The organism is Bacillus sp. N1(2025) (assembly GCF_053470005.1).
Window position 1 is genome coordinate 172,613 of sequence record NZ_JBLTJB010000003.1, and the last position, 25,946, is coordinate 198,558.

General features: G+C 46.7%; 23 protein-coding genes and 1 riboswitch. Of the genes, 12 read left to right on the forward strand and 11 right to left on the reverse strand.

Annotation, left to right across the window (positions count from 1 at the left end; translation table 11 throughout):
* The first annotated feature begins 33 nt into the window (after nucleotides 1-33).
* From helD to ACNFN4_RS08640, 4 genes are all read left to right on the forward strand, one after another.
* Complete coding sequence (gene helD, locus ACNFN4_RS08625; RefSeq protein WP_448200118.1) at nucleotides 34-2,349, forward strand: RNA polymerase recycling motor HelD; 2,316 nt, start codon at nucleotides 34-36, stop codon at nucleotides 2,347-2,349.
* Between the two features lie 174 nt (nucleotides 2,350-2,523).
* Nucleotides 2,524-4,332: an assimilatory sulfite reductase (NADPH) flavoprotein subunit gene (locus ACNFN4_RS08630; RefSeq protein ID WP_022553786.1), complete on the forward strand. Its 1,809-nt coding sequence runs from the start codon at nucleotides 2,524-2,526 to the stop codon at nucleotides 4,330-4,332.
* Between the two features lie 27 nt (nucleotides 4,333-4,359).
* Complete coding sequence (cysI, locus tag ACNFN4_RS08635) at nucleotides 4,360-6,075, forward strand: assimilatory sulfite reductase (NADPH) hemoprotein subunit (protein ID WP_025649282.1); 1,716 nt, start codon at nucleotides 4,360-4,362, stop codon at nucleotides 6,073-6,075.
* Between the two features lie 338 nt (nucleotides 6,076-6,413).
* Nucleotides 6,414-8,429, forward strand: a complete 2,016-nt coding sequence (locus tag ACNFN4_RS08640) for a Na+/H+ antiporter (protein ID WP_007613743.1) — start codon at nucleotides 6,414-6,416, stop codon at nucleotides 8,427-8,429.
* Nucleotides 8,430-8,465: 36 nt separating this feature from the next.
* Here ACNFN4_RS08640 and ACNFN4_RS08645 read toward each other — a convergent pair whose 3' ends face one another.
* Nucleotides 8,466-8,951 (reverse strand): hypothetical protein, encoded by a 486-nt coding sequence (locus ACNFN4_RS08645; protein ID WP_007613741.1) that lies wholly within the window; start codon nucleotides 8,949-8,951, stop codon nucleotides 8,466-8,468.
* Between the two features lie 221 nt (nucleotides 8,952-9,172).
* On the opposite strand from ACNFN4_RS08645, the gene ACNFN4_RS08650 reads away from it, so the two are divergent.
* Nucleotides 9,173-10,003, forward strand: coding sequence for an aldo/keto reductase (locus ACNFN4_RS08650; RefSeq protein WP_007410023.1), 831 nt, complete (start codon nucleotides 9,173-9,175; stop codon nucleotides 10,001-10,003).
* A gap of 32 nt (nucleotides 10,004-10,035) precedes the next feature.
* Here the strand turns inward: ACNFN4_RS08650 and ACNFN4_RS08655 are convergent, their stop codons facing one another.
* The 7 genes from ACNFN4_RS08655 to modA all read right to left on the reverse strand — a co-directional run bounded on the left by ACNFN4_RS08655 (nucleotide 10,036) and on the right by modA (nucleotide 16,668).
* Nucleotides 10,036-11,181 (reverse strand): ABC transporter permease, encoded by a 1,146-nt coding sequence (locus ACNFN4_RS08655; RefSeq protein ID WP_053285154.1) that lies wholly within the window; start codon nucleotides 11,179-11,181, stop codon nucleotides 10,036-10,038.
* 1 nt (nucleotide 11,182) lies between these two features.
* Nucleotides 11,183-12,277 (reverse strand): ABC transporter permease, encoded by a 1,095-nt coding sequence (locus tag ACNFN4_RS08660; protein ID WP_182072001.1) that lies wholly within the window; start codon nucleotides 12,275-12,277, stop codon nucleotides 11,183-11,185.
* A gap of 23 nt (nucleotides 12,278-12,300) precedes the next feature.
* Complete coding sequence (locus tag ACNFN4_RS08665) at nucleotides 12,301-13,236, reverse strand: ABC transporter ATP-binding protein (RefSeq protein WP_020956334.1); 936 nt, start codon at nucleotides 13,234-13,236, stop codon at nucleotides 12,301-12,303.
* 119 nt (nucleotides 13,237-13,355) lie between these two features.
* Nucleotides 13,356-14,468: a sensor histidine kinase gene (locus tag ACNFN4_RS08670; protein WP_182071999.1), complete on the reverse strand. Its 1,113-nt coding sequence runs from the start codon at nucleotides 14,466-14,468 to the stop codon at nucleotides 13,356-13,358.
* Complete coding sequence (locus tag ACNFN4_RS08675) at nucleotides 14,465-15,112, reverse strand: response regulator transcription factor (RefSeq protein ID WP_007410028.1); 648 nt, start codon at nucleotides 15,110-15,112, stop codon at nucleotides 14,465-14,467. Before ACNFN4_RS08675 ends, ACNFN4_RS08670 begins: the two co-directional genes overlap by 4 nt.
* A 94-nt stretch (nucleotides 15,113-15,206) precedes the next feature.
* On the reverse strand, nucleotides 15,207-15,890 hold the full coding sequence (gene modB, locus ACNFN4_RS08680; protein WP_020956333.1) for a molybdate ABC transporter permease subunit: 684 nt from the start codon (nucleotides 15,888-15,890) through the stop codon (nucleotides 15,207-15,209).
* A complete protein-coding gene (gene modA / locus ACNFN4_RS08685) occupies nucleotides 15,871-16,668 on the reverse strand; it encodes a molybdate ABC transporter substrate-binding protein (RefSeq protein WP_182071997.1) in 798 nt (265 codons plus the stop codon). Before modA ends, modB begins: the two co-directional genes overlap by 20 nt.
* A gap of 117 nt (nucleotides 16,669-16,785) precedes the next feature.
* On the opposite strand from modA, the gene ACNFN4_RS08690 reads away from it, so the two are divergent.
* Entirely contained in the window at nucleotides 16,786-17,712 is a 927-nt protein-coding gene (locus ACNFN4_RS08690) for a substrate-binding domain-containing protein (protein ID WP_007410031.1), read from the forward strand.
* A gap of 30 nt (nucleotides 17,713-17,742) precedes the next feature.
* Here the strand turns inward: ACNFN4_RS08690 and ACNFN4_RS08695 are convergent, their stop codons facing one another.
* Both ACNFN4_RS08695 and ACNFN4_RS08700 read right to left on the reverse strand, forming a co-directional pair.
* Nucleotides 17,743-19,599 (reverse strand): LTA synthase family protein, encoded by a 1,857-nt coding sequence (locus ACNFN4_RS08695; protein WP_182071995.1) that lies wholly within the window; start codon nucleotides 19,597-19,599, stop codon nucleotides 17,743-17,745.
* Nucleotides 19,600-19,640: 41 nt separating this feature from the next.
* Nucleotides 19,641-20,123, reverse strand: a complete 483-nt coding sequence (locus ACNFN4_RS08700) for a metal-dependent hydrolase (protein WP_003151759.1) — start codon at nucleotides 20,121-20,123, stop codon at nucleotides 19,641-19,643.
* 183 nt (nucleotides 20,124-20,306) lie between these two features.
* Between ACNFN4_RS08700 and sspJ the strand changes: the two genes are divergently transcribed.
* Both sspJ and ACNFN4_RS08710 read left to right on the forward strand, forming a co-directional pair.
* A complete protein-coding gene (gene sspJ / locus ACNFN4_RS08705; RefSeq protein ID WP_007410034.1) occupies nucleotides 20,307-20,447 on the forward strand; it encodes a small acid-soluble spore protein SspJ in 141 nt (46 codons plus the stop codon).
* Between the two features lie 122 nt (nucleotides 20,448-20,569).
* A riboswitch (Lysine riboswitch) is annotated at nucleotides 20,570-20,750 on the forward strand.
* A 110-nt stretch (nucleotides 20,751-20,860) separates the two neighbouring features.
* On the forward strand, nucleotides 20,861-22,273 hold the full coding sequence (locus tag ACNFN4_RS08710; protein WP_071392268.1) for an amino acid permease: 1,413 nt from the start codon (nucleotides 20,861-20,863) through the stop codon (nucleotides 22,271-22,273).
* A gap of 52 nt (nucleotides 22,274-22,325) precedes the next feature.
* Here ACNFN4_RS08710 and ACNFN4_RS08715 read toward each other — a convergent pair whose 3' ends face one another.
* Nucleotides 22,326-23,240: a class I SAM-dependent methyltransferase gene (locus ACNFN4_RS08715; protein ID WP_104678947.1), complete on the reverse strand. Its 915-nt coding sequence runs from the start codon at nucleotides 23,238-23,240 to the stop codon at nucleotides 22,326-22,328.
* 287 nt (nucleotides 23,241-23,527) lie between these two features.
* On the opposite strand from ACNFN4_RS08715, the gene ACNFN4_RS08720 reads away from it, so the two are divergent.
* The 4 genes from ACNFN4_RS08720 to ACNFN4_RS08735 all read left to right on the forward strand — a co-directional run bounded on the left by ACNFN4_RS08720 (nucleotide 23,528) and on the right by ACNFN4_RS08735 (nucleotide 25,924).
* Nucleotides 23,528-24,100 carry a TetR/AcrR family transcriptional regulator gene (locus ACNFN4_RS08720; protein WP_022553778.1) on the forward strand — a complete coding sequence of 191 codons (573 nt, stop codon included), beginning with the start codon at nucleotides 23,528-23,530 and terminating at the stop codon, nucleotides 24,098-24,100.
* 95 nt (nucleotides 24,101-24,195) lie between these two features.
* Nucleotides 24,196-24,720, forward strand: coding sequence for an OsmC family protein (locus ACNFN4_RS08725; RefSeq protein WP_022553777.1), 525 nt, complete (start codon nucleotides 24,196-24,198; stop codon nucleotides 24,718-24,720).
* Nucleotides 24,721-24,804: 84 nt separating this feature from the next.
* Complete coding sequence (gcvH, locus tag ACNFN4_RS08730) at nucleotides 24,805-25,170, forward strand: glycine cleavage system protein GcvH (RefSeq protein ID WP_022553776.1); 366 nt, start codon at nucleotides 24,805-24,807, stop codon at nucleotides 25,168-25,170.
* 25 nt (nucleotides 25,171-25,195) lie between these two features.
* Entirely contained in the window at nucleotides 25,196-25,924 is a 729-nt protein-coding gene (locus ACNFN4_RS08735) for a DsbA family oxidoreductase (RefSeq protein ID WP_022553775.1), read from the forward strand.
* The last annotated feature ends 22 nt before the right edge of the window (nucleotides 25,925-25,946 follow it).

The following is a 25,946-nucleotide window of genomic DNA, read 5'->3' on the forward strand; positions in this document are numbered from 1 at the left end:
GGATTTGTCAGCTTGATGTCGGAGGTGCCGCTGATGGCAAAACGTGATAAAGAGTGGAAAGAAGAGCAGGAAAGAATCAATTTTGTCATGAAGGAACTGGAACAGAAACAAACTCATCTTGAAGCCTCATCGGGCGGATTGAAGCAGGATATTGTGGGCTTGAGAAAAACGTTTTGGGATGATGTCACCGTGAATATGGATGATGCCCACGAAGCGGCTGAGACATTTTCAAGCATTAAACAGCAGGCAGAAATGCTTTCAGAACGTGAACGGACGCATCGGCTTCAATATCGGCAGCTTCAAAAAATCCAAAAGCTGAAAACCTCTCCTTACTTCGGCCGTGTCGATTTTACGGAAAAAGGGGAGTCCTCTTCCGAGCGGATTTATATCGGGCTGACTTCTTTGATGGATGAAAACAACGAGCAATTTCTCATTTACGATTGGCGCGCGCCCATCTCATCTCTTTACTATCAATATTCCCCGGGAAAAGCCCGCTATGAAGTTCCGGAAGAAACGATAGAGGGAGACATCACACTGAAGCGGCAGTTTATCATTAAAAACGGGACGCTTAAAGCGATGTTTAATACGGATATGACGATTGGTGACGAAATGCTGCAAGAGGTGCTGAGCGGCCATTCCGGACAGCATATGAAAAACATCGTGTCAACCATCCAAAAAGAACAGAACGAAATCATCCGGGATGAAAAAAGTAAATATCTCATCGTTCAGGGAGCTGCCGGAAGCGGGAAAACATCCGCAGCGCTTCAGCGGGCCGCTTATTTGCTGTACCGCGGGCGCGGGGTGCTTGATGCCCGTCAGATTGTATTGTTTTCCCCGAACATTTTGTTCAACAGTTATGTGTCCGCCGTATTGCCGGAATTGGGAGAAGAGAATATGGAGCAGGCCACCTTTCAGGAATATATCATCCGCCGGCTCGGACGAAAGTTTGATTGTGAAAGCCCGTACGAGCAGCTTGAATATTGCCTGACTGAACAAAACCAGGACGCACTTTCCGTAAGGATCGCAGCCATTGCTTACAAAGCATCATCAGCTTTCCAGGCCATGATTGACCGCTATGCCGGCTCGCTTTCCGGCTCGGGCCTGATGTGTAAACAGATCAGCTTCCGGGGAGACATCCTGATTTCAAAAGAGCGGATTGAAGACTATTTTTATTCGCTTGATCAGCAGCTGCCGATTCCGAACAGAGCGGAGCTGACGGCGGAATGGCTTCTCGCGGAAATCAGCGCTCTCGAAAAAAAGGAGCGTAAGAAGGAATGGGTCTTGCAGGAGAGCGAGCTGCTTGATAAGGAAGACTATGCTGAGGTTTATCAAACACTCAAGAAGCAGGCGGCAGATGATGAACCTGCATTTGACGACCATCAGCGCGAACAGCGGCTGCTTGGCGCCATTATTGTCGGCAAAGCCTTTAAATCGATTAAGCAGGCCGTCAGACGGCTCGGCTTTCTCGATATAAAACGGATGTATCTCGGGCTGTTTTCAGACTGGGGAGCTGATGAAAAGCCCGATCATTGGGAGAGCATCGGCGCTTTGACCAGAAACGCATTTGCAGAACGGTCACTTCCGTATGAAGATGCCGCTCCGTATCTGTATTTTCAGGATCTGTTAGAAGGAAAAAGAAAAAACACACAAATGAAGCACGTCTTCATTGATGAAGCGCAGGATTATTCCCCATTTCAGCTCACGTATATTCAGAGCATCTTCCCAGCGGCAAAGATGACGGTGCTCGGTGATGTCAGCCAGGCGATTTATGCCCACACCATTACGGGCCCTTCTTCCCTCGCCGGCTGCTTTCGCAATGGTGCAGAAAAGTATGTCAGCCTGAAACGGACTTACAGATCGACGCGGCAGATTGTTGAATTTACGAAAGCGCTGCTGGCTGACGGCGATGACATTGAGCCTTTTAACCGGAACGGGGAAAAACCGCGTGTTTTGCGGACGGATACAGAAAATGCGCGGCAGGAACAATTGGCGGATACAATCCGGGAGCTCAGACAAAAAGGCTGGGAGACGGTCGCCGTCATCTGCAAAACGGCCGCGGAAGCCAAAAAAGTGTTTCAGGCGGTCAGCGCCGGGAGCGGTGTCCGCTTGATCAATAAAGAAAACCAGCCTTTTCAAAAAGGGGTATGCGTCATTCCCGTGTATTTGGCAAAAGGCATTGAGTTTGACGCCGTCATTGCCGCTGACGCCTCTGCTGCCCAGTACAAAAGCGAACATGACCGTAAGTTGTTATATACGGCCTGTACGCGGGCGATGCATCATCTGACCGTATTGTCTCCGGGAGAACCCTCTCCTTTTATAAAAGAAGTGCCCGCCGGCTTATTCGTGTAAGCCCTTTGCCAAGTGCAAAGGGCTTTTTATCATTAGTAATCTTAATCATTGTCATCATGATTATATATTTTACTTACATACAAACTTTCGGTAAAGTTTCAATTAGAATATTATTTTGACAATTCCTATAGAAATAACGTACGTTACGTTTAATTCCTTGTGAGGTGGATATCGTTGCAACTTCAGGTCATGAACAGTCCGTTTAATCAGGAGCAGGCAGAGCTCCTTAACCGCCTTCTGCCGACCTTGACAGAATCACAGAAAATCTGGCTGAGCGGTTATTTGGCTGCGGCCCGGTCCGAATCCGGTGAAACAGCCGCACCCGCTGCTCAGGCTCCAGCAGAAAGCCCGGCAGTCTCAAGAGAAGTGACCGTATTATACGGATCGCAAACGGGAAATGCGGAAGGTCTTGCGAAACAGACGGTAAAGACGCTTGAGGAACGGGGATTCCAGGTCACCGTCGCGTCGATGAACGATTTTAAGCCGAATAATCTGAAAAAAGTAAACAATTTACTGATCGTGGTGAGCACGCACGGAGAAGGCGATCCGCCGGATAACGCGCTGGCCTTTCATGAATTTCTTCACGGCAGACGCGCGCCGAAGCTTGAAGCGCTCCGTTATTCCGTTTTGGCGCTCGGGGACAGCTCGTATGAATTTTTCTGCCAGACCGGGAAAGAGTTTGACGAGCGTCTTCAAGAGCTCGGCGGCACCCAGCTTGCGCCGCGGGTTGATTGCGATCTTGATTATGATGAGCCGTTTTCGGAATGGCTTGACGCGGTCATCGGCGGTTTGAATGAAGGAGCGGGAAATCAAACAGCCGAAGCGCCTGCCGAGACGCCGGCTCTCGGTGAATCCGTTTATTCTAGAACGAATCCGTTTCGGGCGGAGGTTCTTGAGAACATCAATCTGAACGGACGCGGTTCGAATAAAGAAACACGCCATCTCGAGCTTTCGCTTGAAGGATCGGGCCTCGCGTATCAGCCCGGAGACAGCCTCGGCATCTATCCGGAAAATGATCCGGCGCTCGTGGATGAGCTGATCAATGAGCTGAAATGGGACCCGAAACAGGAAGTGGCGGTGAATAAACAAGGAGAGCGCCTCCCGCTGAAAGATGCGCTTACTTCTCATTTTGAAATAACCGTCTTAACAAAACCGTTCCTGCAAAAGGCCGCACAGTTTACGGCTGACCAAAAGCTGAGTGAACTTCTGGCCGAAGGAAACGAAGAGCAGTTGAAAGCATACATCAACGGCCGTGATCTGCTTGATCTCGTCCGGGATTTCGGTCCGTGGGAAGCTTCCGCGGAAGACTTTCTTTCCATCCTGCGTAAAATGCCGGCCCGGCTCTATTCGATCGCAAGCAGTTTAGAAGCGAATCCGGAAGAGGTGCATCTGACAATCGGAGCGGTCAGATATGACGCGCACGGCAGAGAACGAAAAGGCGTCTGCAGCATTCTTTGTGCGGAAAGACTCCAGCCGGGAGATACGCTTCCGATTTACATTCAGCACAACCAAAACTTCAAGCTGCCGGAAAATCCGGATACACCGGTCATTATGGTCGGGCCGGGGACAGGCATCGCGCCGTTCCGTTCCTTTATGCAGGAGCGTGAAGAAACCGGAGCTGAGGGGAAAACATGGCTGTTTTTCGGGGATCAGCACTTTGTCACTGATTTTCTGTACCAGACGGAATGGCAAAAATGGCTGCAAAACGGTGTTCTCACAAAAATGGACGTCGCTTTTTCTCGGGATTCGGAGGAAAAGGTATATGTGCAGCACCGCATGAAAGAACAAAGCAAAGAGCTGTATGAATGGCTGCAGCAGGGAGCCGCCGTATACATCTGCGGTGATGAACAGCATATGGCGCATGACGTGCACCAGGCGCTTCTCGATATCATTCAGGAAGAAGGCGGCATGAGCCGTGAAAAAGCGGAAAGCTTCCTGGCAGACATGCAGCAGAAAAAACGCTATCAGCGTGACGTATATTGATTTTGGTTTGAAAGGAGCTTATTCAGCATGGTGAACAACATTTTAAAAGCGCCGGAAGGCCCTCCAAGTGATGTTGAGGAAATTAAAGAAAAAAGCGATTATTTGCGCGGCACATTGAAAGAAGTCATGCTCGACCGGATTTCAGCCGGCATCCCGGACGAAGACAACCGGCTGATGAAGCATCACGGAAGCTACTTGCAGGATGACCGCGATCTCCGTAATGAGCGTCAAAAACAAAAGCTTGAACCGGCTTATCAGTTCATGCTGCGCGTTCGGATGCCAGGCGGCGTTTCAACTCCGGAACAATGGCTTGTCATGGATGAACTGGCGCAAAAATACGGAAACAATACATTGAAGCTGACAACGCGTGAAACGTTCCAAATGCACGGAATTTTAAAATGGAACATGAAAAAAACGATTCAGAAAATCAATGCGGCGCTGCTTGATACCATTGCGGCCTGCGGAGATGTCAACCGAAACGTCATGTGCGCTTCAAACCCGTACCAGTCTGAAATTCATGCGGAAGTATACGAATGGTCGAAGAAATTGAGCGATGACCTTCTTCCGCGCACGAGAGCCTATCATGAAATCTGGCTTGATGAGGAACGTGTGGCGGGCACTCCTGACACGGAAACGGAACCGATGTACGGGCCGCTGTACCTGCCGCGGAAATTCAAAATCGGAATCGCCGTGCCTCCGTCCAATGATATCGATGTCTTTTCTCAAGATCTCGGCTTCATTGCCATCGTGGAGGAAGGCCGTCTTATCGGATTCAACGTGGCAATCGGCGGCGGTATGGGAATGACGCACGGCGATACGGCCACTTATCCGCAGCTTTCAAAAGTCATCGGCTTCTGCAAACCGGAGCAGCTGTATGATGTAGCGGAAAAAACCATTACGATTCAGCGCGATTACGGAAACCGTTCCGTCAGAAAGAATGCCAGATTCAAGTACACCGTTGACCGTCTCGGGCTGGAAAACGTAAAAGCCGAGCTGGAAAACCGCCTCGGCTGGCAGCTGGATGAAGCGAAACCTTATCATTTTGACCATAACGGCGACCGTTACGGATGGGTGAAGGGTGTAAAAGGGAAATGGCACTTTACAATGTTTATCGAAGGCGGCCGCGTCACGGACTATGAGAATTACAAGCTGATGACGGGATTGCGTGAAATCGCCAAAGTCCATACGGGAGATTTCCGTCTCACTTCTAATCAAAACCTGATTATCGGCAATGTCTCGAGCCAGAAAAAGAAACAAATCAGCGCATTAATCGAACAATACGGTCTGACAGACGGCCGGCAGCATTCCGCCCTCCGCCGCAGTTCAATGGCTTGCGTCGCGCTTCCGACATGCGGGCTCGCCATGGCCGAAGCCGAGCGGTATCTGCCGAAATTGATTGATAAGATTGAAGACATTGTTGACGAAAACGGGCTGCGGGATGAAGAAATCACCATCCGTATGACCGGGTGCCCGAATGGCTGCGCCCGCCATGCGCTCGGCGAAATCGGATTTATCGGAAAGGCGCCCGGAAAATATAATATGTATTTAGGAGCGGCGTTTGACGGCAGCCGTTTGAGCAAAATGTACCGGGAAAATATCGGTGAAGAGGAAATCCTGAGTGAGCTTCGCACTATTCTCCCGCGCTACGCGAAAGAGCGTGAGGAAGGCGAACACTTCGGCGATTTCGTCATCCGCGCGGGCATCATTAAAGCGACGACAGACGGCACGAATTTTCACGAATAAGATGAGCTAAGGATAGAGACACACTGACGGTGCGTTCTCTATCCTTTACTAAGCAGCATAAACGCTGCACCGCGTCATGAAACAGATGACGCAGCTTGCGAAAAAGCCTGTTTTCAGAGAAAACAGGCTTTTTCTTTTTCCGGAAAAAATGTAGCTGAAGGCAAAAAAGTTCGCCGTGAGCACGTTATGAGAAATTTTAAATAAAAACGGGTAAAATAAAAGAAGAATGGTTGCGTGCGGAAAATATATTGAATCTGCCCGATCATCGGCTCCGGCCTTTGGCAAAGGCAGAGAACAGGCAATAATGATATGATGCAGCAGATGAAGGAGGTCATGCTTTGGACATATTTTTAGTCGTACTCGTACTTTTAACCATCATCGCGATCTCAAATATCGTAAATCGGTTTGTCCCCTTTATCCCGGTGCCTCTGATTCAGGTGGCGCTCGGTATCATTGCGGCGTCATTTCCGCAGGGGCTTCATTTTGAACTGAATACCGAATTGTTTTTTGTTTTGTTTATCGCTCCGCTGCTTTTTAACGATGGAAAACGGACGCCGCGTGCGGAACTTTGGAATTTAAGGGCGCCGATTTTGCTGCTTGCGCTCGGGCTCGTGTTTGCCACGGTGATTGTCGGCGGTTACACGATTCATTGGATGATTCCGAGCATTCCGCTGGCTGCCGCGTTCGGGCTGGCGGCGATACTGTCACCGACTGACGTTGTCGCGGTCAGCGCGCTGTCAGGGCGAGTGAAGATGCCAAAAGGCATTCTGCGTCTCCTTGAAGGAGAAGGACTGATGAATGACGCATCCGGCCTGGTCGCTTTTAAATTTGCGATTGCGGCAGCCGTGACGGGCGCATTTTCGCTGGCGCAGGCCGCCTTCAGTTTCGTTCTGATTTCAGCCGGAGGTTTACTCAGCGGTGTCGTCATTTCTTTTTTGATTATCCGTTTCCGGCTGTTTTTGCGCCGCCTCGGCATGCAGGATGTCACGATGCATATGCTGATTCAAATTCTGACGCCGTTCGTCATCTATCTCGCGGCTGAAGAAATCGGCGTTTCCGGCATTTTAGCGGTTGTGGCCGGCGGCATCACGCATGCGGTGGAGCAGGACCGTCTTGAATCAACGATGGTCAAACTGCAAATCGTCTCTTCAAGTACGTGGAATATTATTTTGTTCATTCTGAACGGTCTTGTTTTCGTTATTTTAGGTGCGCAAATACCGGATGTGGTTTCTGTCATCTTTAATGATACCGCGTTTAACAATATGATGGTCATCGGGTACATTATCGTCATTACGCTGACGTTAATGATTCTCAGGTTTTTGTGGGTGCTGTTTTTTTGGAACGGCAAGTGGTTTTTTAACAAGGATCAGAGTATTTATAAACCCGGCCTGCGCTCGACCCTGCTGATTTCGGTTTCAGGCGTCAGGGGAGCGGTCACGCTTGCGGGTTCCTTTTCCATTCCTTACGTGCTCTCTGACGGCTCGCCGTTTCCTGAACGGAATTTGATTCTCTTTTTAGCCGCGGGCGTTATTATGTGCACATTGGTGCTGGCGACAATCGTACTGCCGATTTTGACAGATAAGCCGGAAGACAATGTGAAAGAGAAGAAAGTCAAATTGCTGACAGCGAGACGGAAGCTGATAAAAGCTGCCTTAACCGCCATTAAAGAAAATATGAATGAGACAAACAAAACGGCTTCTTTTGCGGTCATTGCCGAATACAATGAGAAAATGAAAAATCTCAGGTTTCAGCAGTTCACCGTCAAAAACCGCACGAAAAAAGATGAGCGGAAAGTCCGCGCCCAAGGGATACAGGCTGAACAGGAAGAATTGCTGCGGCTGATTGAGCGGGGCGACATACCGGAAGAAACGGCTGACAGCCTTCAGGAACGGTTTGATGAACTGGAAGTGCTGTATACGAATCCGTTTAAAGTCGGCTTATCTAAGAAAAAGCTGAAACGCCTGATGTACTGGATCTTTTTCGGTGAACAAAAAAAGCCGGAAATGTCGATTTTAAATGAAGAAGGCCTCATCCGCACCACGAGGGTTAAAACGGCAAAAGCGGCCATTGAAAGCCTGAAAAAACACATGACTGAAGAAAATAAAGATGTGACGCTTGCCGTCATTTCCTTTTACAATCACTTGATTTTCAGGCTGGGGCACTCGTATCACGAACAGAGTCCGAGCCGCCGTTTTGAAAATCAAAAACTCGAAATCAAACTGCGGGCCGTGCAGGCCATCCGCAACGAAATCCAAACATTATTCGAAGAGCGGGAAATTTCCCGCGATATGTCACATGAGCTTCGCCAATACATCAATGATGTGGAAGCGGCCATGCTTGACGGAGGTGAATAAAAAAAGTCCGGCATCTGTTCGCCGGACTTTTTTTGATTACGGACGATGGAATTCGACGTGATCGCCGTCGCGGTCAAACCAGCCTCTGAAGGCCCAGTTGATCCAGCCGCCATCACCTTTATTGGTGAAGCTTCCGTCTTCAAACACCCAAATGCCGTACGTGATGCCGTCATAAACGGCGGAACCGTAAAACTGAACGCCGTTAAAATGATCTTCATATTCCTGGCTTAAATTAAACACCATGACGTTATATTTTTGTCCGGAAGCGTAGAATGAAGATTCCATTAAGTTTTTGACGAAGCCGTCACGGTTTTGCGCCGACTTAATCGCGTCAGCAATCGAATTGCCGATGCCGAGCAGGTCAACGTCAATGTTTAATCCGACATCTTTTGCTGAGACATCTGATGATTGCTGTGCCATGTTTTGAGGGACCGGGGTTTCTTTTGCGGATACAAAGGACAGAGGAGTCAGAGACAAAGCGGCGCCAAGGGCAACGGACATCGGGATACGCATACGTTTCATATGATTTCCTCCTTCAATTGTGTGGTGGCTACAGTAGCGATTTACCCGGACAGTTACCCGGTTAACCGGAATTTTTGAAAAATAGGAAAATAATAACGGCAGTGGTGCTTGGGCACTAAAGATGGTTTTTGTGATAACGATGAGCGTATAATTGGTTTCTTACGGCGGAAATGTGAGATAATAATAACCGTTTACATAATGACTAGAAAGGATGGTTCAACGTGGCAAAAAGCTTAAAAGATACTGTAAAGCTTCATAATGGCGTTGAAATGCCGTGGTTCGGCCTTGGCGTCTTCAAGGTGGAAAACGGAAGCGTAGCGGCGGACTCCGTCGAAGCGGCAATCAGAAACGGCTACCGCAGCATTGATACGGCGGCTATTTATAAAAATGAAGAGGGTGTCGGCGAAGGCATCAGAGCTGCGGGCGTTGCCAGAGAAGAGCTGTTCATCACGTCAAAAGTGTGGAATGAAGATCAAGGATACGAAACGACACTTGACGCGTTTGAGAAAAGCCTTGAGCGCCTCGGCCTCGATTACCTCGACCTTTACCTGATTCACTGGCCGGGCAAGGATAAATATAAAGACACATGGCGCGCTCTTGAAAAGCTGTACAAAGACGGCAAAATCCGCGCCATCGGCGTCAGCAACTTCCAAGTGCATCATTTAGAAGAGCTGCTGAAAGATGCTGAAATCAAGCCGATGGTCAACCAGATTGAATTCCACCCGCGCCTGACTCAAAAAGAAGTAAGAGATTTCTGCAAAGCGCAGGGCATTCAAGTGGAAGCTTGGTCTCCATTGATGCAGGGACAGCTCCTCGATAACGAAGTGCTGTCACAAATTGCGGAAAAACATAACAAATCAGTTGCTCAAGTGATTTTGCGCTGGGATCTTCAGAACGAAGTCGTTACCATTCCGAAATCCATTAAAGAGCACCGCATCATAGAAAATGCCGATATTTTTGATTTCGAACTGTCACAGGAAGAAATGGAAAAGATCAGCGCATTGAACAAAGACGAGCGTGTCGGCCCGAATCCGGACGAGCTTCTGTTCTAAGAAAAAACAGCCCTTTACGGGGCTGTTTTTCTTTACATAAATGTCTGTGTCTGACGTTTTACGCTGAACCTGTATGCGGCTATTAATAACAGGGCGGCGGCGAAGGCTCCCAAAATGATGATGTTCAGCATCAGGCTTTGGAGCGTGCGGCCGTGCTGCAATTGATCGACCGTATCGAGCACCCAGCGCTGAGGCAGAAATTCGGCGATTGTCTGCACCGTTTTCGGCATAATATTGCTCGGAAAGAAGCAGCCGGCGAGCAAGCATGTCGGCACGACGATCAAATTCAAAAGCGCCGATGTTGAAGCGCTGCTGTTGGAAAAACCGACGGCAATAAAGGCGATTCCGATCGCGCTTAATGCAAACAGCATCATCAGGACGAACAGCTGCCACAGCGGGAATGACGGATGAATATGAAAAGCGGCGCCCATAAAGAGAACGGCGAATAGAATTTGGACGGCCATGATAATGATATTCACCGCCGCGTTTGCCAGTACATACTGCTTTGATGTGATCGGCGTTGACAGAAGCCTGTAGTACGTCCTGTTTTCCCGCTCTTTAATCATCAGTTCCGTCAGGTTGCCGGCGGAATAGAGCATAATGATAATGAGATACCCGATGACTGAGTAAGTCATTTCTTTATGGTTCGATGTATCTTGTAAAACAGCGGACTCCGTTTGAATCGGAGAATGCTTGAAATCGGCGTACATCGCCTGAAAGGCCTTTGCGTCCCCGCCGGAAGATTTGCCGATTGAGGCGGCGCTGTTCATATAATTGTACAAATAAGAGCTGACATATCCGGTGACCTGGGCGCCTTTCAGCGAGGTCATGCCGATGTGAGCCGGTTTCCCGTCTTTTACGCTTTGGGAGAAGCCTTTTTCAAACGTAATGAGCGCCTCCATTTTTCCTGAAGCGATCTTGGATGTGGCGGACGCAGCCGTTTCCTCCGAAATCTTCACATGATCCAGTCCTTTTAAAAACGTGACCGTATCCTGTGCCACTTCTCCGCCGTCCTGATTGAGAATGCCGATATTGAGCGTTTCGGCTCCGCCGTTGGCATTGGTCATGAAGGAGAGGAAGACGCCGATCAGCGGAGCCCCGATATAAAGAATAAGCTGTTTTTTGCTTTTTGTAATCCCTTTGAGAGTGTGTGCAAACAGCCACCAGAAGTTTTTCATATTACAATCCCTCCCGTCTTTGAAACGTAAATGCGGCGATCAGCAAAAAGAGTGCCGCCAATGCTGTATTTAAACCGAGTGCAGGCCATGCCGCTGATACATCATTTGCGTAAATGATGTTGTTAATCGCCTTATTGATCCATGATAAGGGCGACAGGACGGAAATTCCTCCGCCTTCATATTTGTAATAGGCGCCGCCGATAATGGACATCACCTGAACGATGATGACGGTGATTAATCTGGCGCTTTCGGGTTTTCTGGTCAAATAGCTCAGGCTGAGCCCGAAGCTGACGGCCAAAAGAATTTCAGAAACGAGAATCAGAAGCACAAGGCCCATGTGGCTGCCCCAATTCGCTTTTAAGATAAATTTGCTGAAGGCGACAACGGCAAGAATCGTCAGAACATTCACAGCCAAAATGCCGAGCATCTTTCCGAGAAAGATATCGCTTTTCCGGAGCGGGGCGGCGATCAGGCGATCCGCGGTGTGCCGTATTCTTTCCCCGCGGAATAAGGTGCTTGCAAAAATCGAGGCGTACAGCCCGATCATCGTCGTCATGGATATCGCGTAAAAATCTTTCGCTTTCGGTTCTTTCGCTTTGTGTAAAGACGTCTGCTTCATATAATCGCTTTTGATTTGTCCGGCGGAAGGTGCCTTATGCGCCTTGTAAGCGGCGGCGCCTGCTTTGTATTGATTGGTAAAAGCGGTCAGCATACCTTGGACAATCGTGCCGTTTATGCCGCTCCGGTCATTTGTATAGACTTGAAAACCGGTGTTTTTTACAGTGACGAAAGCATCCGCCTGATTTTCTCGAACCTCGTTTTTGCCTTTTGCCTCCGTGGCCGCTTTTTGAAAATAGACATGCTCTTTTTTTGCGGCTTTCATAAACTTAGTAAAATCATGAGAAAGAGGGCCGTTTGACTGGTCCGTATATACGACCTCGATGTTCCCGACCGTCACCTCTGAATCAAAGGCGTTTGATAATGCCGCAGTGAAAATCAGCATGAAGACGATCGGAAAAGCAAGCATGAAAATAAAAGTTCGTCTGTCGCGGAAACTGATTTTGATTTCTTTCACGGCGATGTGCAGAATATTCATTTGCAATCCTCCTTTCAGTGAGGTCAGTCGCGCAGGCTTCTGCCTGTCAGCGTGAGAAATACCGTTTCTAAGTCAGGGGCCTGTTCCTGCAAGGAGCGGATTTCAATTCCTTTGTCCATGAAGTACCGGATCAGGCGGTTTAAATTGTTGACCCCTGTGTCAGAGCTGATTTTCACGCTGTTTTCTTCCAGTGTGGCGGCTCTGACGCCTGGCAGCTCCTGAATATCGCCGAGGCTGATGCCGTTTCCGGATGACAGCTCAATCACGACGTCCTTCGTGTCGGTAATGATGGAGGTCAGCTGTTCTTTTGTGCCTTCTGCGATGACTTTTCCGTGGTCGATGATGGCGATGCGCGTGCATATTTCTTCTACTTCCTCCATGTAGTGGCTCGTGTAGATGATCGTGCAGCCCATTTCATTCAGCTTTTTCACTGATTGCAGAATATAATTTCTTGATTGCGGGTCAATGCCGACCGTCGGTTCATCCATGATGATCAGTTTCGGCCGGTGGGCAAGGGCGCAGGCGATATTGAGCCTGCGCTTCATTCCGCCGGAAAAATGCTTCGGCAAATATTTGTGTTTATCGCTCAAGCCGACGAATGTCAGGGCTTCCTCGACCCGTTCTTTCAGAGCCGCCCCTCTCAGGCCGTACAGCCCGGCGAAGAACTTCACATTTTCATAGGCGTTTAATTCTTCGTAAATCGCGAGGTCCTGAGGGACGATGCCGATATTCATTTTCGTTGCTTTGCTATATTTGAAAATATCTTTTCCGAGAAACAGAATGTCTCCGCCTGAAGGTTTTAAAAGGCCTGAGATCATATTGATCGTCGTGCTTTTTCCGGCTCCGTTTGCGCCGAGAAACCCGAAAATCTCACCTTCTTTTACGGCAAGCGACATCTGGTCAACGGCGGCATAATCACCGAATTTCTTACTCAGCTGTTTGAGCTCCAAAATGTTCATGTTTCCACCTCTATGTCTTATGATGCTCTTATTATAAAAAAAAGAATGAACGGCCGTTAGTGCAGCTGTTCATTCCTTTGACATGAGAATCTTCATATTTTTCACATGAAAACATTCACTTATTCAACCGGAAGCAATGTCGTGACGGAAAAACCGGCCGTGCCGTCAAAAATAACGGTTCCGTGCAAAACGGCCGCCCGTTCTTCCATACCGAGCATGCCGAGGCCTTTTTTAAAGCGGACGGCGCCGTTTCCGTTATCTTTCACTTCCGCTTTCACGGCTTTGTTCAGCACATGGATATCAATGAAGATCTGTGTGGCATCGGCGTATTTCATTGCATTGGTCAAGGCTTCGGTTACGTTTTCCTGAATGACTCTCCAATGCATTTGCGTCAGTCTGTCCAAATCGCCTTGATGCGTAAACGGAACCGGCATCCCGTTTTTGGCCGAAAATTCATCAATAAACGTTCTTAATCTGTGAATGCCCATTTGTTCAGCGGGCGGTTTCATATTTTTAAGCGTAATGCGGATATCCTCTATGCCTTCTTTGGAAATGGTAATGGCGTTTTGGAGCAGTTCAGCCGCTTTGTCCGGATGGGAGCCGAGCATCCGCTTCGCCGCTTCCATCTGAATGAGCGCGCCTGTCATGGAATGGCCGATTTTGTCATGGATGGCTTGGGACAACCTGTTTCTTTCTTCGAGTTTGCCGGTATACTCCGATTGTTTGATATATTCTGTGCTGCTGTGCAGCTGTTTCGTCAGTTTTTCAATGCTTGAGCGCATATTGTCTGACTGCTCTTCATATTTTTTCAGCCGGTCGCTGGACCGGGCGGCCAAAACGAATATCGCCAAGCAGAACAAGGTCATGACGATATAAGTCGGAAGGTCGCCGTACGAGATAAATAAAAACGGCAAAAACACGAGCAGGCAGAACACATAGCGGTGAACCGGATATTCGGCAAGAACGGCAAAAATGGCGGGCGGCAAAAGAAATAGAAACGCCGGATGGCCTAAGGCGGAAAGCCAAGCGGTCAATGCCAGCGTCATGAGGATGATCCCGCGCCTCCAAGCGGGCGGCCTGATCATGCAGACCGCAATGCCCAAAGACAGATAAGCGAGCAGAAACAAGACGGCGTACGGCGTGTAAGGGCGGTCTGCCGATACGAACAAAAAAGCCGTATAAAAAATGGCGATCAGTCTGCTCATCAGCATCCAAAAATCCATACCGTTCAACGCCCGTTATCCACCTTCCCGGTGATATAATAAATCGCGATCTGCGTTCTGTGCTCAAGCCCTGTTTTCCCTAAAATAGATGAAATATAATTGGCCGTCGTCCCTTCAGAAATGAAAAGCTGTTTTGAAATTTCCCTGTTCGACAGTCCTTTCGCAATAAGCGACATGATACTGAGCTCTCTTTCAGTAAACTGGCTTTCATCAATCTGATGCGCTGCTTCCGCCGGCCGGAAAAGGCTGTCTTTTATTTTATCCAGCACGGTGTCCTGAAGAATGCTGTGCCCGTTGAAAACGCTTTTGATCGCATCGCGTATCCGTTCCGGTTCGGTATTTTTTAATAAATATCCTTTCGCGCCGTTTTTAATCGCTTCTAAAATATACTCATCGTCGTCAAATGTCGTCAGGATCATCGGCTTCGTATCCGTTTCCTCCGCGATCCGTTTTGCGGCTTCGACACCGTTCATCACCGGCATGCGGACGTCCAGCAAGGCGATATCGACGGGATTGTGTTTACAATACTCTGCCGCCTCGAGTCCGTTTTCCAACGTTGCCGATACAGTAAATTCCTCATATGTATGCAAAATGATTTTCATTCCTTCTCTGATGAAAGAATTATCATCCGCGATAATGACATTAATCTTCATGGCCGCACCCTTTGTGTGTTTTTTGTTTCATTATATACCATCCGATTTTAAATCAAAAAGCCTTCCGGCGAAAGGTGCGCGGAAGGCGGATCGGTCAAGCGGGTTTTTTCAATTGAATGAAAAACAGCATCAGGAAAGAAATGATCACAATACAGATCACCCACACCCAGGCGAGTGTTTCATTGCCGGAGTCCATCGCGACGTAAATCGCTGTCGGCAGCGTTTGGGTGACGCCGGGAATATTTCCCGCAAACATTAAAGTCGCCCCGAATTCACCTAGCGCCCTTGCAATACTGAGAATGCTTCCGGTCAAGAGGGAGGGAAAGGCAAGCGGGACGGAAATACGGGTGAACACCTGCCATCTGCCGGCTCCGTCTACTTTCGCCGCTCCCTCGATGTCGGCATCAACCGCGGCGAAGCCCGTTTTAGCGGACTGATACATAAGCGGGAAGGCAACAATGGCCGAAGCGATCACCGCGGCCGACCACGTGAAAATGACGGGCTGGTGAAAAATCCGCTCAATCGCCCGGCCGATAAAGCTGTGTTTCCCGAAAATAATAATGAGAATGAAGCCGACAACGGTAGGCGGAAGAACGAGCGGGAGCATAAACAGGGTCTCCACAGCCGTTTTTCCGGGAAATCGCGCTTTCGCCATCCAGGCGCCGGCAAGCGTCCCGAGAATGATGACGGCGATGCCTGATGTCAAAGCCACCTGAAACGACAGTACGACGGGAGTGAAAAACTCCGAAGCCGTAATGTTACTTGGCAGTAAATCCATATTTCTTAAACACTTTCATCGCTTTATCTGACTGCAGATACTGATAAAACGCTTCTGCTTCTTTACGGTGCTTTGTATCCTTGACGATGCCGAGCGGATAAACGATCGGATCGTGCGTTTTCGCCGGCGCTTCATCGGTGATTTTCACCTTTTTCGAAATCAGCGCGTCTGTTTTATAGACAAGCCCGGCATCGACATTTCCGGTTTCAACATAAGAAAGCACCTGGCGAACGTCTTTTGCATAGACGACTTTATCTTTTACCTTGTCCCACAGGGATAATGCCGTCAATGACTGTTTGGCGTATTGTCCGGCCGGAACGGATTCAGGCGTGCCGAGCGCAATTTTTTCCGTGCTGTCTTTTTTCAGGTCATTCAGATGTGTCAGGTGTGCGCTGTTTTTCTCAGGCACGATCATGACGAGATCATTTTTCAAAAGATCCGTGCTGTCCTTTTTATCGATATCTCCGTCATGAACGAGCTTTTCGAATTTATCTTCGGCTGCCGAGAAGAATAAATCAGCTCCCGCGCCTTGTGAAATTTGTTTTTGCAATGTGCCTGATGATCCGAAGTTGTCTTGAATGGTTACGTTTGAATGAGATTTTTCGTAGTTGGTCTGGATTTCTTCAAGTGCATCCTGAGCGCTGGCTGCCGCAGAGACGGTCAGCGTGACTTTTTCGTTTTGTCCGCCTTTGGACGATTGTCCGGATGAGCAGCCCGCAGTTGCGAGGAAAACGGCCATAGCCGCAGTTGTGAGTAGTGTCGCTTTCTTTTTCAACATTGTGCACCCCTTATAGCTAAATATCATTAGATCAAACTAATTATAACGCAATTGTACGTGATGGTGCGGTTTTTTTTCAATATCTGAACAGTTATAATAAAAACGGAGCGTGATAATATGACGGAAGCCACTTCCTATACAATAGAAGAAGTTGCGGGCCTTTTGAAGGTCTCCAAACTGACAGTATATGATTTGATAAAAAAAGGACTCATTCCGGCGTACAGGGTCGGAAGACAGATGAGGGTCGATGAAGAGGACTTAAAACAATATAAAGCAAACATGAGAATGTCAAAAAAGCCATCCGCAGCAGAAGCGCCTGACCCGTCCCGCGGGCGGGAGCCGGAAAAAAGGCAGTCCGTTATCATCAGCGGGCAGGATGTGTCGATGGACCTCCTCAGCAAACAGCTGGAACAAACAATACAGGCGGCTCCGCTCCGCAAGTACAGCGGCAGTTTGAACAGCCTGATCGAGATGTACCGCGGGGCCTGTGACATCGTCAGTCTGCATTTATACGATGGGGAGACGGGGCAGTATAACATCCCGTACGTGAAGCGCATTCTTTCAGGGGAGCCGTTTGCGCTTTTTCATGTCGTGCTGCGGCAGGCCGGATTATATGTGAAAAAAGGTAATCCGCTGAACATTCAGGGTTTTCAGGACATGAGCCGAAAAGATGTCCGCATCGTCAATCGCGAAAAAGGATCAGGCGCGAGGGTGCTGCTGGATGAACAGCTCAGATCTTTCGGCATTACGCCGTCTGATGTCGCCGGCTATCATGACATTGTCACGGATCATCTGTCAGCGGCTTCACAAGTATCAAGCGGAAAGGCGGATATCGGAGTCGGGTCGCAGCATGCGGCGCATATGGCGGGCACGGACTTTATCCCGGTGATCAGTGAGCAGTACGATGTGGTCGTCTTAAAACAAAACCGGGAGCTTGTTCAAAGCGTGCAGGACATTCTTAATTCTGAGGAATTCAAGTCTCAGCTTTCTCAATTATCCGGATATGATACGAAAATGACCGGACGGCTTATATATGAAACATGAAAAATCCCTCCATATAACGGAGGGATTTTTTTATTGCTTATAAAACCGCAGCAGGTCGCCGTTTAATATTTTATCGGAAAGCATCAGCTCTTGTTCCGCTTTTTCTTTCTCATCGCTGCACGCGCTCATGTCAGAAAGCGGTTCACCCGTTTTACGGCTGTAACACGTATTTTTCGTATAAATATGATCATCCGTGATAAAGCTGCCGTTTCTCAGTACCGCAAACGGGGTCCGCTCTCTGGAAAACAGATCATTGCCGAACTGAATGCTGCCCTTCGTTTCAATGCCGAGCAGGTGAAGCAGCGTCGGTCTTACATCAACCTGTCCCGCGGCCGAAGCAATCGTTTCCGGCGCACGGTCGGTCACCCCGGGAATATGAATGATAAACGGCACGCGCTGAAGCTGAACCGTATCAAACGGAGTGATTTCCTCTTTCCCTAAGAATTCGGCAAGTCCTTGATTATGGGCTTCGGATATACCGTAATGATCTCCCATCAGGACGATCATCGCGTTGTCATACAGTCCTTCTTTTTTCAGCTTCTTGAAAAAGTGTTTCAGGGCCTCATCTTCATAGCGGACCGTCGTCACATAGCGGTTTAATAACTCGCTGCTTGTGTCCGGTTCCTCAATGAGCTGATCCTGTTTATCAATTTCAAAAGGAAAATGGTTGGTCAAAGTCAGCAGGCTCGCGTAAAACGGCTGCGGAAGCTTCTTTAATTTTTCCGCTGACTGTTCGAGAAATTCCTTGTCCTTCAGACCCCAGCCTGTTGAATTTTCCTGTGTCACCTTAAATTCATCCGCGTCGAAAAAACGGTCGATTCCGAATGCCTCGTACATCTCATCCCGGTTCCAAAAGGTCTTATGATTGGCATGCAGAACGGCTGAATAGTATTGACGGTCTTTTAACATATGGTACATCGTATTGAACCGGTGGCCGCTTTTTGTAAAAAAAACGGCGCCGCTTGAAGACGGATACAGCGAATTCGCAGTAATGAATTCTGAATCTGAGGTTTTTCCCTGTTCAGTCTGCTGATAAAAATGAGTGAAGTCATAACTTTTTTTCCGCAGTATATTTAAAAACGGGGTAATCTCCCGCCCGTTGACCCGCTCATCCATTACAAAACGCTGTGTTGATTCGAGCGTCACAAAAATCACATTACGCCCCTTTGCGAGCCCGAACTTTGATTCGGACGGCCTGCTGTAGTCGGCTTGAGTGTAATTTGCGACCGCCGCAAGGCTGTCTTCATCGGCAAACGCTTTAGCCCCTGCATTCAGCGTCTGCGAAATGGTGTCATACAAATGAAAGTGGAACAGGCCGATTCCTTTTACGAGCGCTTCACGATCAAAAGGGTGCTTGAACAGCTTCGGCTGCTCGGCCTCAGACAGCGCAAGGTTGCACAGCATGAGGCCGGCTGATGCCCACGCATACGCTTTAACGGTACGGGTGCTGGCTTTACCTTTATCGGCTTTATGCCTTTTACCAAGATAAAACAAAACCGCAATATCCAAAAATAAGGCGATATAAAGCGGGTGAAACAGCTCTTGGACGCTGCTTCCCATATCACCCATATTGCTCGCCTGAAACAAAACCGGTATGGTGATAAAATCAATATAAAACCCGTAAAACACCGTATTCGCGATTAAAATTCCCGTCAGCATCACATTTGCCGAAAGCAGAAAGATCCGCTGTTTTTTTTCTGTCAGCAGCAGGGCGATGCCGAACAGCGGCACAATGAAGCTCAGCGGATTAATGAGAAGCAGACATTCCTCAAGAACCGAATTGTTCTGCAGATCAAAACCGAGCTTATAAACGGCATAGGTTTTCATCCACATGAACAGGATGGACAGGCATAAAAACCGATGATTGCTGAAAAAGGTTTTCTTCATATGTATGACTCCTCACCCTAAAAGCGAAAGATGCTTTTTGTTTAAGAGATGCGGCCGTGAACCAGTTCGTATAAATAATAGCAGGATACAATCGTTAAGCCGGCCAGCACAAGCTGCTCCGAAAAACTCCCCGTTCTCATATAAAGGGGAAGACGGAAGCGGATGGCGGACGGAAACAGCAGTTTAATGCCGTTGACGGTCCATGCGTCAAGCACAAGATGGCTCGCCATTCCGATCATCAGTCCGGCGGAAATGCTCGGATTCGGAATATAGGTTGCCGTAATGAAAAACATAATAAGCATAAACAGCAGGCTGTGTGTAAACGTTCTGTGGCCGAACACCGTGCTTACGATTTTGGACAGAACGGGCAGCGTCCTGCCGATTTTGCTTTTCGTATGGCATATGTCGGGAATCAGCGCCCCGAGGGCACCCGCTGAGGTCATAAGGACCGGATCATACCCGTAATAATACGCAATTGCGGAACAAGAAGCGATGCCTCCCATGATGTGTGTTTTTCCTGTCATTTTTCGCTTCTCCTTTTTATTTTTGCCAAAATCCCCTGAATTACAAATATATCAAGAGAATGCATGTTTGATCAACAAACTTTACCTGTTCCGCCAAAAGGAAGGAGACGCGGATTCCGCATATTCTGCCGCGGAAAAAGACACATTATAGGTGTACCTATATTTGATAAAGAGGTGATACAGATGGCTTTCTTTAACAAAGAAAAAGGAAAAAACAGCGATAAAAACAAAAATGTCATTCAAGGCGCGCTTGAAGACGCCGGTGCAGCTCTGAAAGACGATCCGCTTCAAGAAGCTGTTCAAAAGAAAAAAAACAACCGCTGACCATATAAGACGGGTAGGGCGAACGCTCTATCCGTTTTCCATCTAATTTTTCCCTTTGACAGATCTTTTTATCTCTGATAACCTCTGAGTAGAATTGAATGATAAAAATCCTCACTCTTTCTCGGTGAGGTAGAGGTTGCGCTTGATGATGAGTCGCACATGCCAGGCTGATAGGGGCCGCAAAACATGTGTTAAAGGCATCAGCGCCGAAGTGTAAAGAAAGCCGATCCTTCTTTATGCTGGGACTGTATCTGAATAAGTGCAGGACTGCCGCGTGCTTTTTCGCGGAGGGCTATCCGGAGATCAAGGGTGTGTGTGTTTCTTTAAGCATGGACTTTTGTTCAGGCTTTTTTTGCGTGTAAATATGGTCTCGGGGTCTGGTCCGTACGAATGAACAACCAGGAGGTACAGGAATGGAACAGACGAAAAAATGGGGTTTTTGGTTATTAACGGCGTTTGTCGTAGGAAATATGGTAGGCTCGGGCATCTTTTCGCTTCCGAGTACGCTCGCAAAAATCGCGAGCCCGTTCGGCGCCACATCGGCATGGCTTTTAACGGGAGCCGGTGTGTTAATGATCGCGCTGGTCTTCGGCCACTTATCCATCCGCAAGCCTGAGCTGACGGCGGGGCCGCAAAGCTATGCGCGTGCGCTGTTCAGCGATCGGAAAAAAGGGAATGCAGCGGGCTTCACGATGGTGTGGGGCTACTGGGTGGCGAGCTGGATCAGCAACGTGGCGATCATCACGAGCCTTGCCGGATATTTAACATCATTTTTCCCGATTTTAACGGATAAGCGTGAAATGTTTTCGATCGGCGGTCAGGCGGTTACGCTCGGCCAGCTGCTGACGTTTGCCGTATGTACGGTTTTATTATGGGGCACTCACACGATTCTCGTCACCAGCATTAACGGTGCGAGTAAATTAAATTTTGTCACGACGTTTTCAAAAGTATTAGGATTTATCTTCTTTATCATTGCAGGTTTGTTTGTGTTTCAAACGTCGTTTTTCGATCATTTTTATTTTCCGGTTCAAACAGGTCCTCACACAGTTGAGGGAATCGGCGGACAGATCCACAATGCGGCGATTTCAACATTATGGGCGTTCGTCGGAATTGAATCGGCAGTCATTTTATCCGGGCGCGCCCGTTCGCAGCGTGACGTGAAACGCGCCACCATTACCGGATTATTGATCGCTCTCAGCATCTATATCATCGTAACATTGATTACGATGGGCGTGCTTCCGCATGGTAAGCTTGTCGGCTCGGAAAAACCGTTTGTTGACGTATTGTACGCGATCGTCGGCAGCGCGGGAAGCGTCATTATGGCGATTCTGGCGATTTTGTGTCTGTTCGGAACGATGCTCGGCTGGATTCTTCTCGGTTCTGAAGTTCCGTATCAAGCGGCGAAATCAGGAGACTTTCCCGCTGCTTTTGCAAAAACGAATAAACAGGGCAGCCCGGTTGTGTCGTTAATCGTAACGAACGTGATGTCACAGATCTTTATCTTTTCGGTTATTTCCCGGACGATCAGTGACGCGTTTACGTTTTTAACGACGGCGGCGACGCTCGCTTATCTGATTCCGTATCTCGTGTCAGCGTTTTACAGCCTGAAGCTCATTTTTACGGGTGAAACGTATGACGAGATAAAGGGTTCAAGAGTAAGAGACGGTATCATCGCCATCCTTGCCTGCATTTATTCTTTTTATGTCATTATTACCGGAACGGCCGATTTAACGACCTTTATTCTCGGTATCGGGCTGTTCTTCGTCGGTTTGCTGTTATATCCTTTCGTCTCAAAGAAATTTGCAAACAACAGACAATCGGTATGACAAAAAGACATCTCACGTCTGTGAGATGTCTTTTTTTGTTTGCGGCAGCTGATTACTTTTTGACGGCATGTATATAATGAATGGTCTCGAATGCGGTTAAATGGTCAGTGCGTCCGCTGAAAAAACGGTCATTGACGTCCGCCGGAGATAAATGTTCATAAATAAGCAGACCTGATGATTCTAATATTTTTTCGATTTCTTTATAACTGAAACACGATAACATCGGTTCTCCGCTTGCTGCAGCCATTTTCACCATGTTTTCCACTCTGTTTGACAGTCCTCTTTCTTCAAAAAGGGACTCATCTGCATAATCAAACACGATAGAGCTTCCCGGCGGGACTTCAGCAAATAATTGTGTGAGCAGGCGGGCGAGATGCTTTTTCGTAAGATAGTATGACACACCGAGCAGGCTGAAAAAGGTTTTTTGGCGTGAAAAACCTTCCTGATACAGACGGCTGAAAGAAAGCGAAGCGGCGAAGTCCATCGGTACAAAATGAAGATGATGGGAAATACCGAGATTCAGATGTTTCAATCTGTTTATTTTGTCTTCCTGTGAAGCGGGATGATCGATTTCAAATATGTCTAAGGCGTTTGTCATCTCAGGATGCCTGAAACAAAAAGTATCGAGCCCCGCGCCAAGGATAACATACTGTTTGGCCCCGAGCTTCACTTCATTCAAAAGCACTTCTTCACAATATGCGGCACGGGCTAACGGTGTAGGAGACAGCTGTACTTGAGTCACCCATTTTAAGATGTCATCCGGTTGGCCTTGAAGCCTCTGGGCCATGTCTTTGCTGAAAAATGATATACCTTGAATCAGATGATCGCGGATGTCCGAATGCTCTTTTTCAGAAATCAGATCTTGTGCCATAAAATCATCAAATATCACCGGGGTGTCGTATTTACTGTGGTACGCCCTTCCGAAAGCGGACAGAAGGGAAGTCATACTCGCCTTGTTTTCTTTCATATAAAATCCTCCGTTATTTACATCAATCTCCGGCCGGGAGAATCTTATTATACATGTTAATCCAAAAATGTAAATTATAGCATAGGTGCCGTTTATTATTTACATGGTGCTAGGAGCCTGTCCTACTTTTATAATTTAAGGTATTTCTTAACTGTTCATTACATGAAAGTAATGTTCTGATGACTATACTGGATGATGGAAATATGATCCATTCCTAAAATGCTTGGCAAAACCTAATGGAATCATATAATATATAAACTAAACTTTGCGATTAAGGTGTGAGAAATTTGTCTAAAAAGCACGAAATAATATCAGCTGCAAGAGAGATTATTTATTCTAAGGGATATCAAGCAACCTCTATAAATGATATTCTTGTGGCTGCAGAGATTGGAAAAGGCCAATTTTATCACTACTTCTCATCTAAATATGATTTAGGATTAGCAGTAGTGGAATCTATAGTCCATGAATGGCAAACAGAGTTAATATCAGATATTCTTCAGTCAGATAATACTCCAGTAAATAAGTTAAATATGATGTTGGACAGAACACTTACTTTTCATACTGAAGTGAAGAATAAATCAGGTTGTCCTATAGGAAACTTAGCCATTGAAATGAGCGAGCATGATGAAACGTTTCGTGTAAAAATTCAACATTTATTTGAATGTTGGATAGGGGCTATAGAGATTACATTAAATGAAATGGTTGAACAAGGTCTGTTAGATTCCTTTGATACTAAAAAAGATGCTCAAGCAATTGTAGCTATGATTGAAGGAGGAATTTTGCTAATGAAAAACCAACAAAACGTCAACTTTTTAAGTGACATTATAGAAGTAATCCGAAAACAATTTAATCTAGAATAGTCAACTGTTTTTTTCTTGCAATATTGTTTTTCTTATGTTAAGCTCTTTTTGTACCGACTGGTAGGTACAATCCTGTGCTGAAGGAGAGATAAACAATGGCAAAATTAAATGGTGTTGATATGAGTATTATTGAAGGTTTAGTGGAGCAATACAAAAAAAATCCTGCTGAAGGTACTGGAAGTTGGTCATCTTCTGTAAAATGGGATAATGGATTCCATGTTGAGGCAAAAGTAGGTGATCATGCTCCTATTCATGTTGATGAGCCAAAATGGTTAGCAGGCTCCAATAAGGGAGCAAACCCAGTGGAATATTTATTAAGCGCACTAGGTTCTTGCTTGTCAGTGGGGTTTATTGCAACTGCTAGTGGAATGGGAATTAAGATAAACTCATTAGAAGTAGAGGTTTCAGGACAACTAGATTTGAATGTCTTTTTAGGATTAAAGGAAGGAAATCCTGGTTTTGATGAAATCAATGCGCATTTTAATGTCGATAGTGATGCGGATGAACATCAGATTGAAGAACTTGTTGCACAGGCCATGAAACTTTCACCTGTAAAAAATACAATCCAAAGAAATGTTCATGTTCAGGCATCTTTAAGTCACAATAAGAAAAAAGAATAATTATAAGAGTATTTTTCAAAAGTTACTGTACCAAATAGTAGGTACAGTAACTTGCTTATAACTGACTGAAGGAGTGCAACAGATATGTATTATTCTAAAGAACATTTATGGGTAAAGGTTGATAACAGCATTGCTATCTTAGGAATTACTGATTATGCTCAATCAACGCTTGGAGAAATTGTATTTCTAGAACTCCCAGAAGTGGGAACTTCAACAGTGAAAGATGCTAGCTTTGGGAGTATTGAATCAGTTAAAACTACATCTGAGCTTTTTTCTCCGATTAACGGACAGATTATAGAAGTGAATACAGAATTAGAAGATAGTCCAGAATTTGTGAATGAATCACCTTATGATAAAGGGTGGTTACTGAAAGTAAAAGCTTCTAACACAGAGGAGATAAAAGAACTTCTAAAGGCGGAGGAATACGATAATTACGTAAGTCAAATTTAAATAATTTAATTAAAGGAGTGTTCATATGAAAATTGAAGTTTGGTCTGATGTAGCATGTCCCTTTTGTTATATAGGTAAACAAAATTTAGAAAAAGCATTGAAACAATTCGCTTTTAAAGATGAAGTTAAAGTTGAATATAAAAGTTTTGAATTAGATCCTAGTGCGCCAGTATATAACGGGCAAAGTTTTTACGAAAAATTACTTTCTAAATTTGGGGATGCCGAACAAACAAAACAGTTCCTTGAAAACTTAACTCAAAGTGCAAAAAAGGTTGGATTAACATTTAATTTAGAAGGTTTGAAACCAACTAATACGTTTGATTCCCACCGCTTAACAAAATGGGCAAAAACAAAAGGAAAAGAAGCTGATATCTTGGAAAATCTGCTTAATGCACACTTTACTGATTCTAAGGATGTAGGTGATCATGAAACCCTTGCAGATTTAGCAGAGGCTTCTGGTTTAGATAGACAAGAGGCTCTGAAGGTCCTAAATGACAAGTCTCTTTATGCAGATGAGGTAAGATCAGATCAAATAGAAGCTAAGCGTTATGGTATCTCTGGAGTTCCCTTTTTAATTATAAATCAGAAATACGCCGTTTCAGGTGCACAACCAGCAGAGGCTTTCTTAGAGGCACTCAACAAGGTATGGGAAGAAGAAAATCCGTTACTGAAACTTAAGAATATATCAGTGAATAATGAGGATGACACACTATGTACTGATGGAAGCTGCGGAATTCCTCCAAGAAAAAAATAAGTGGGGCAACCAATTTTTCTTA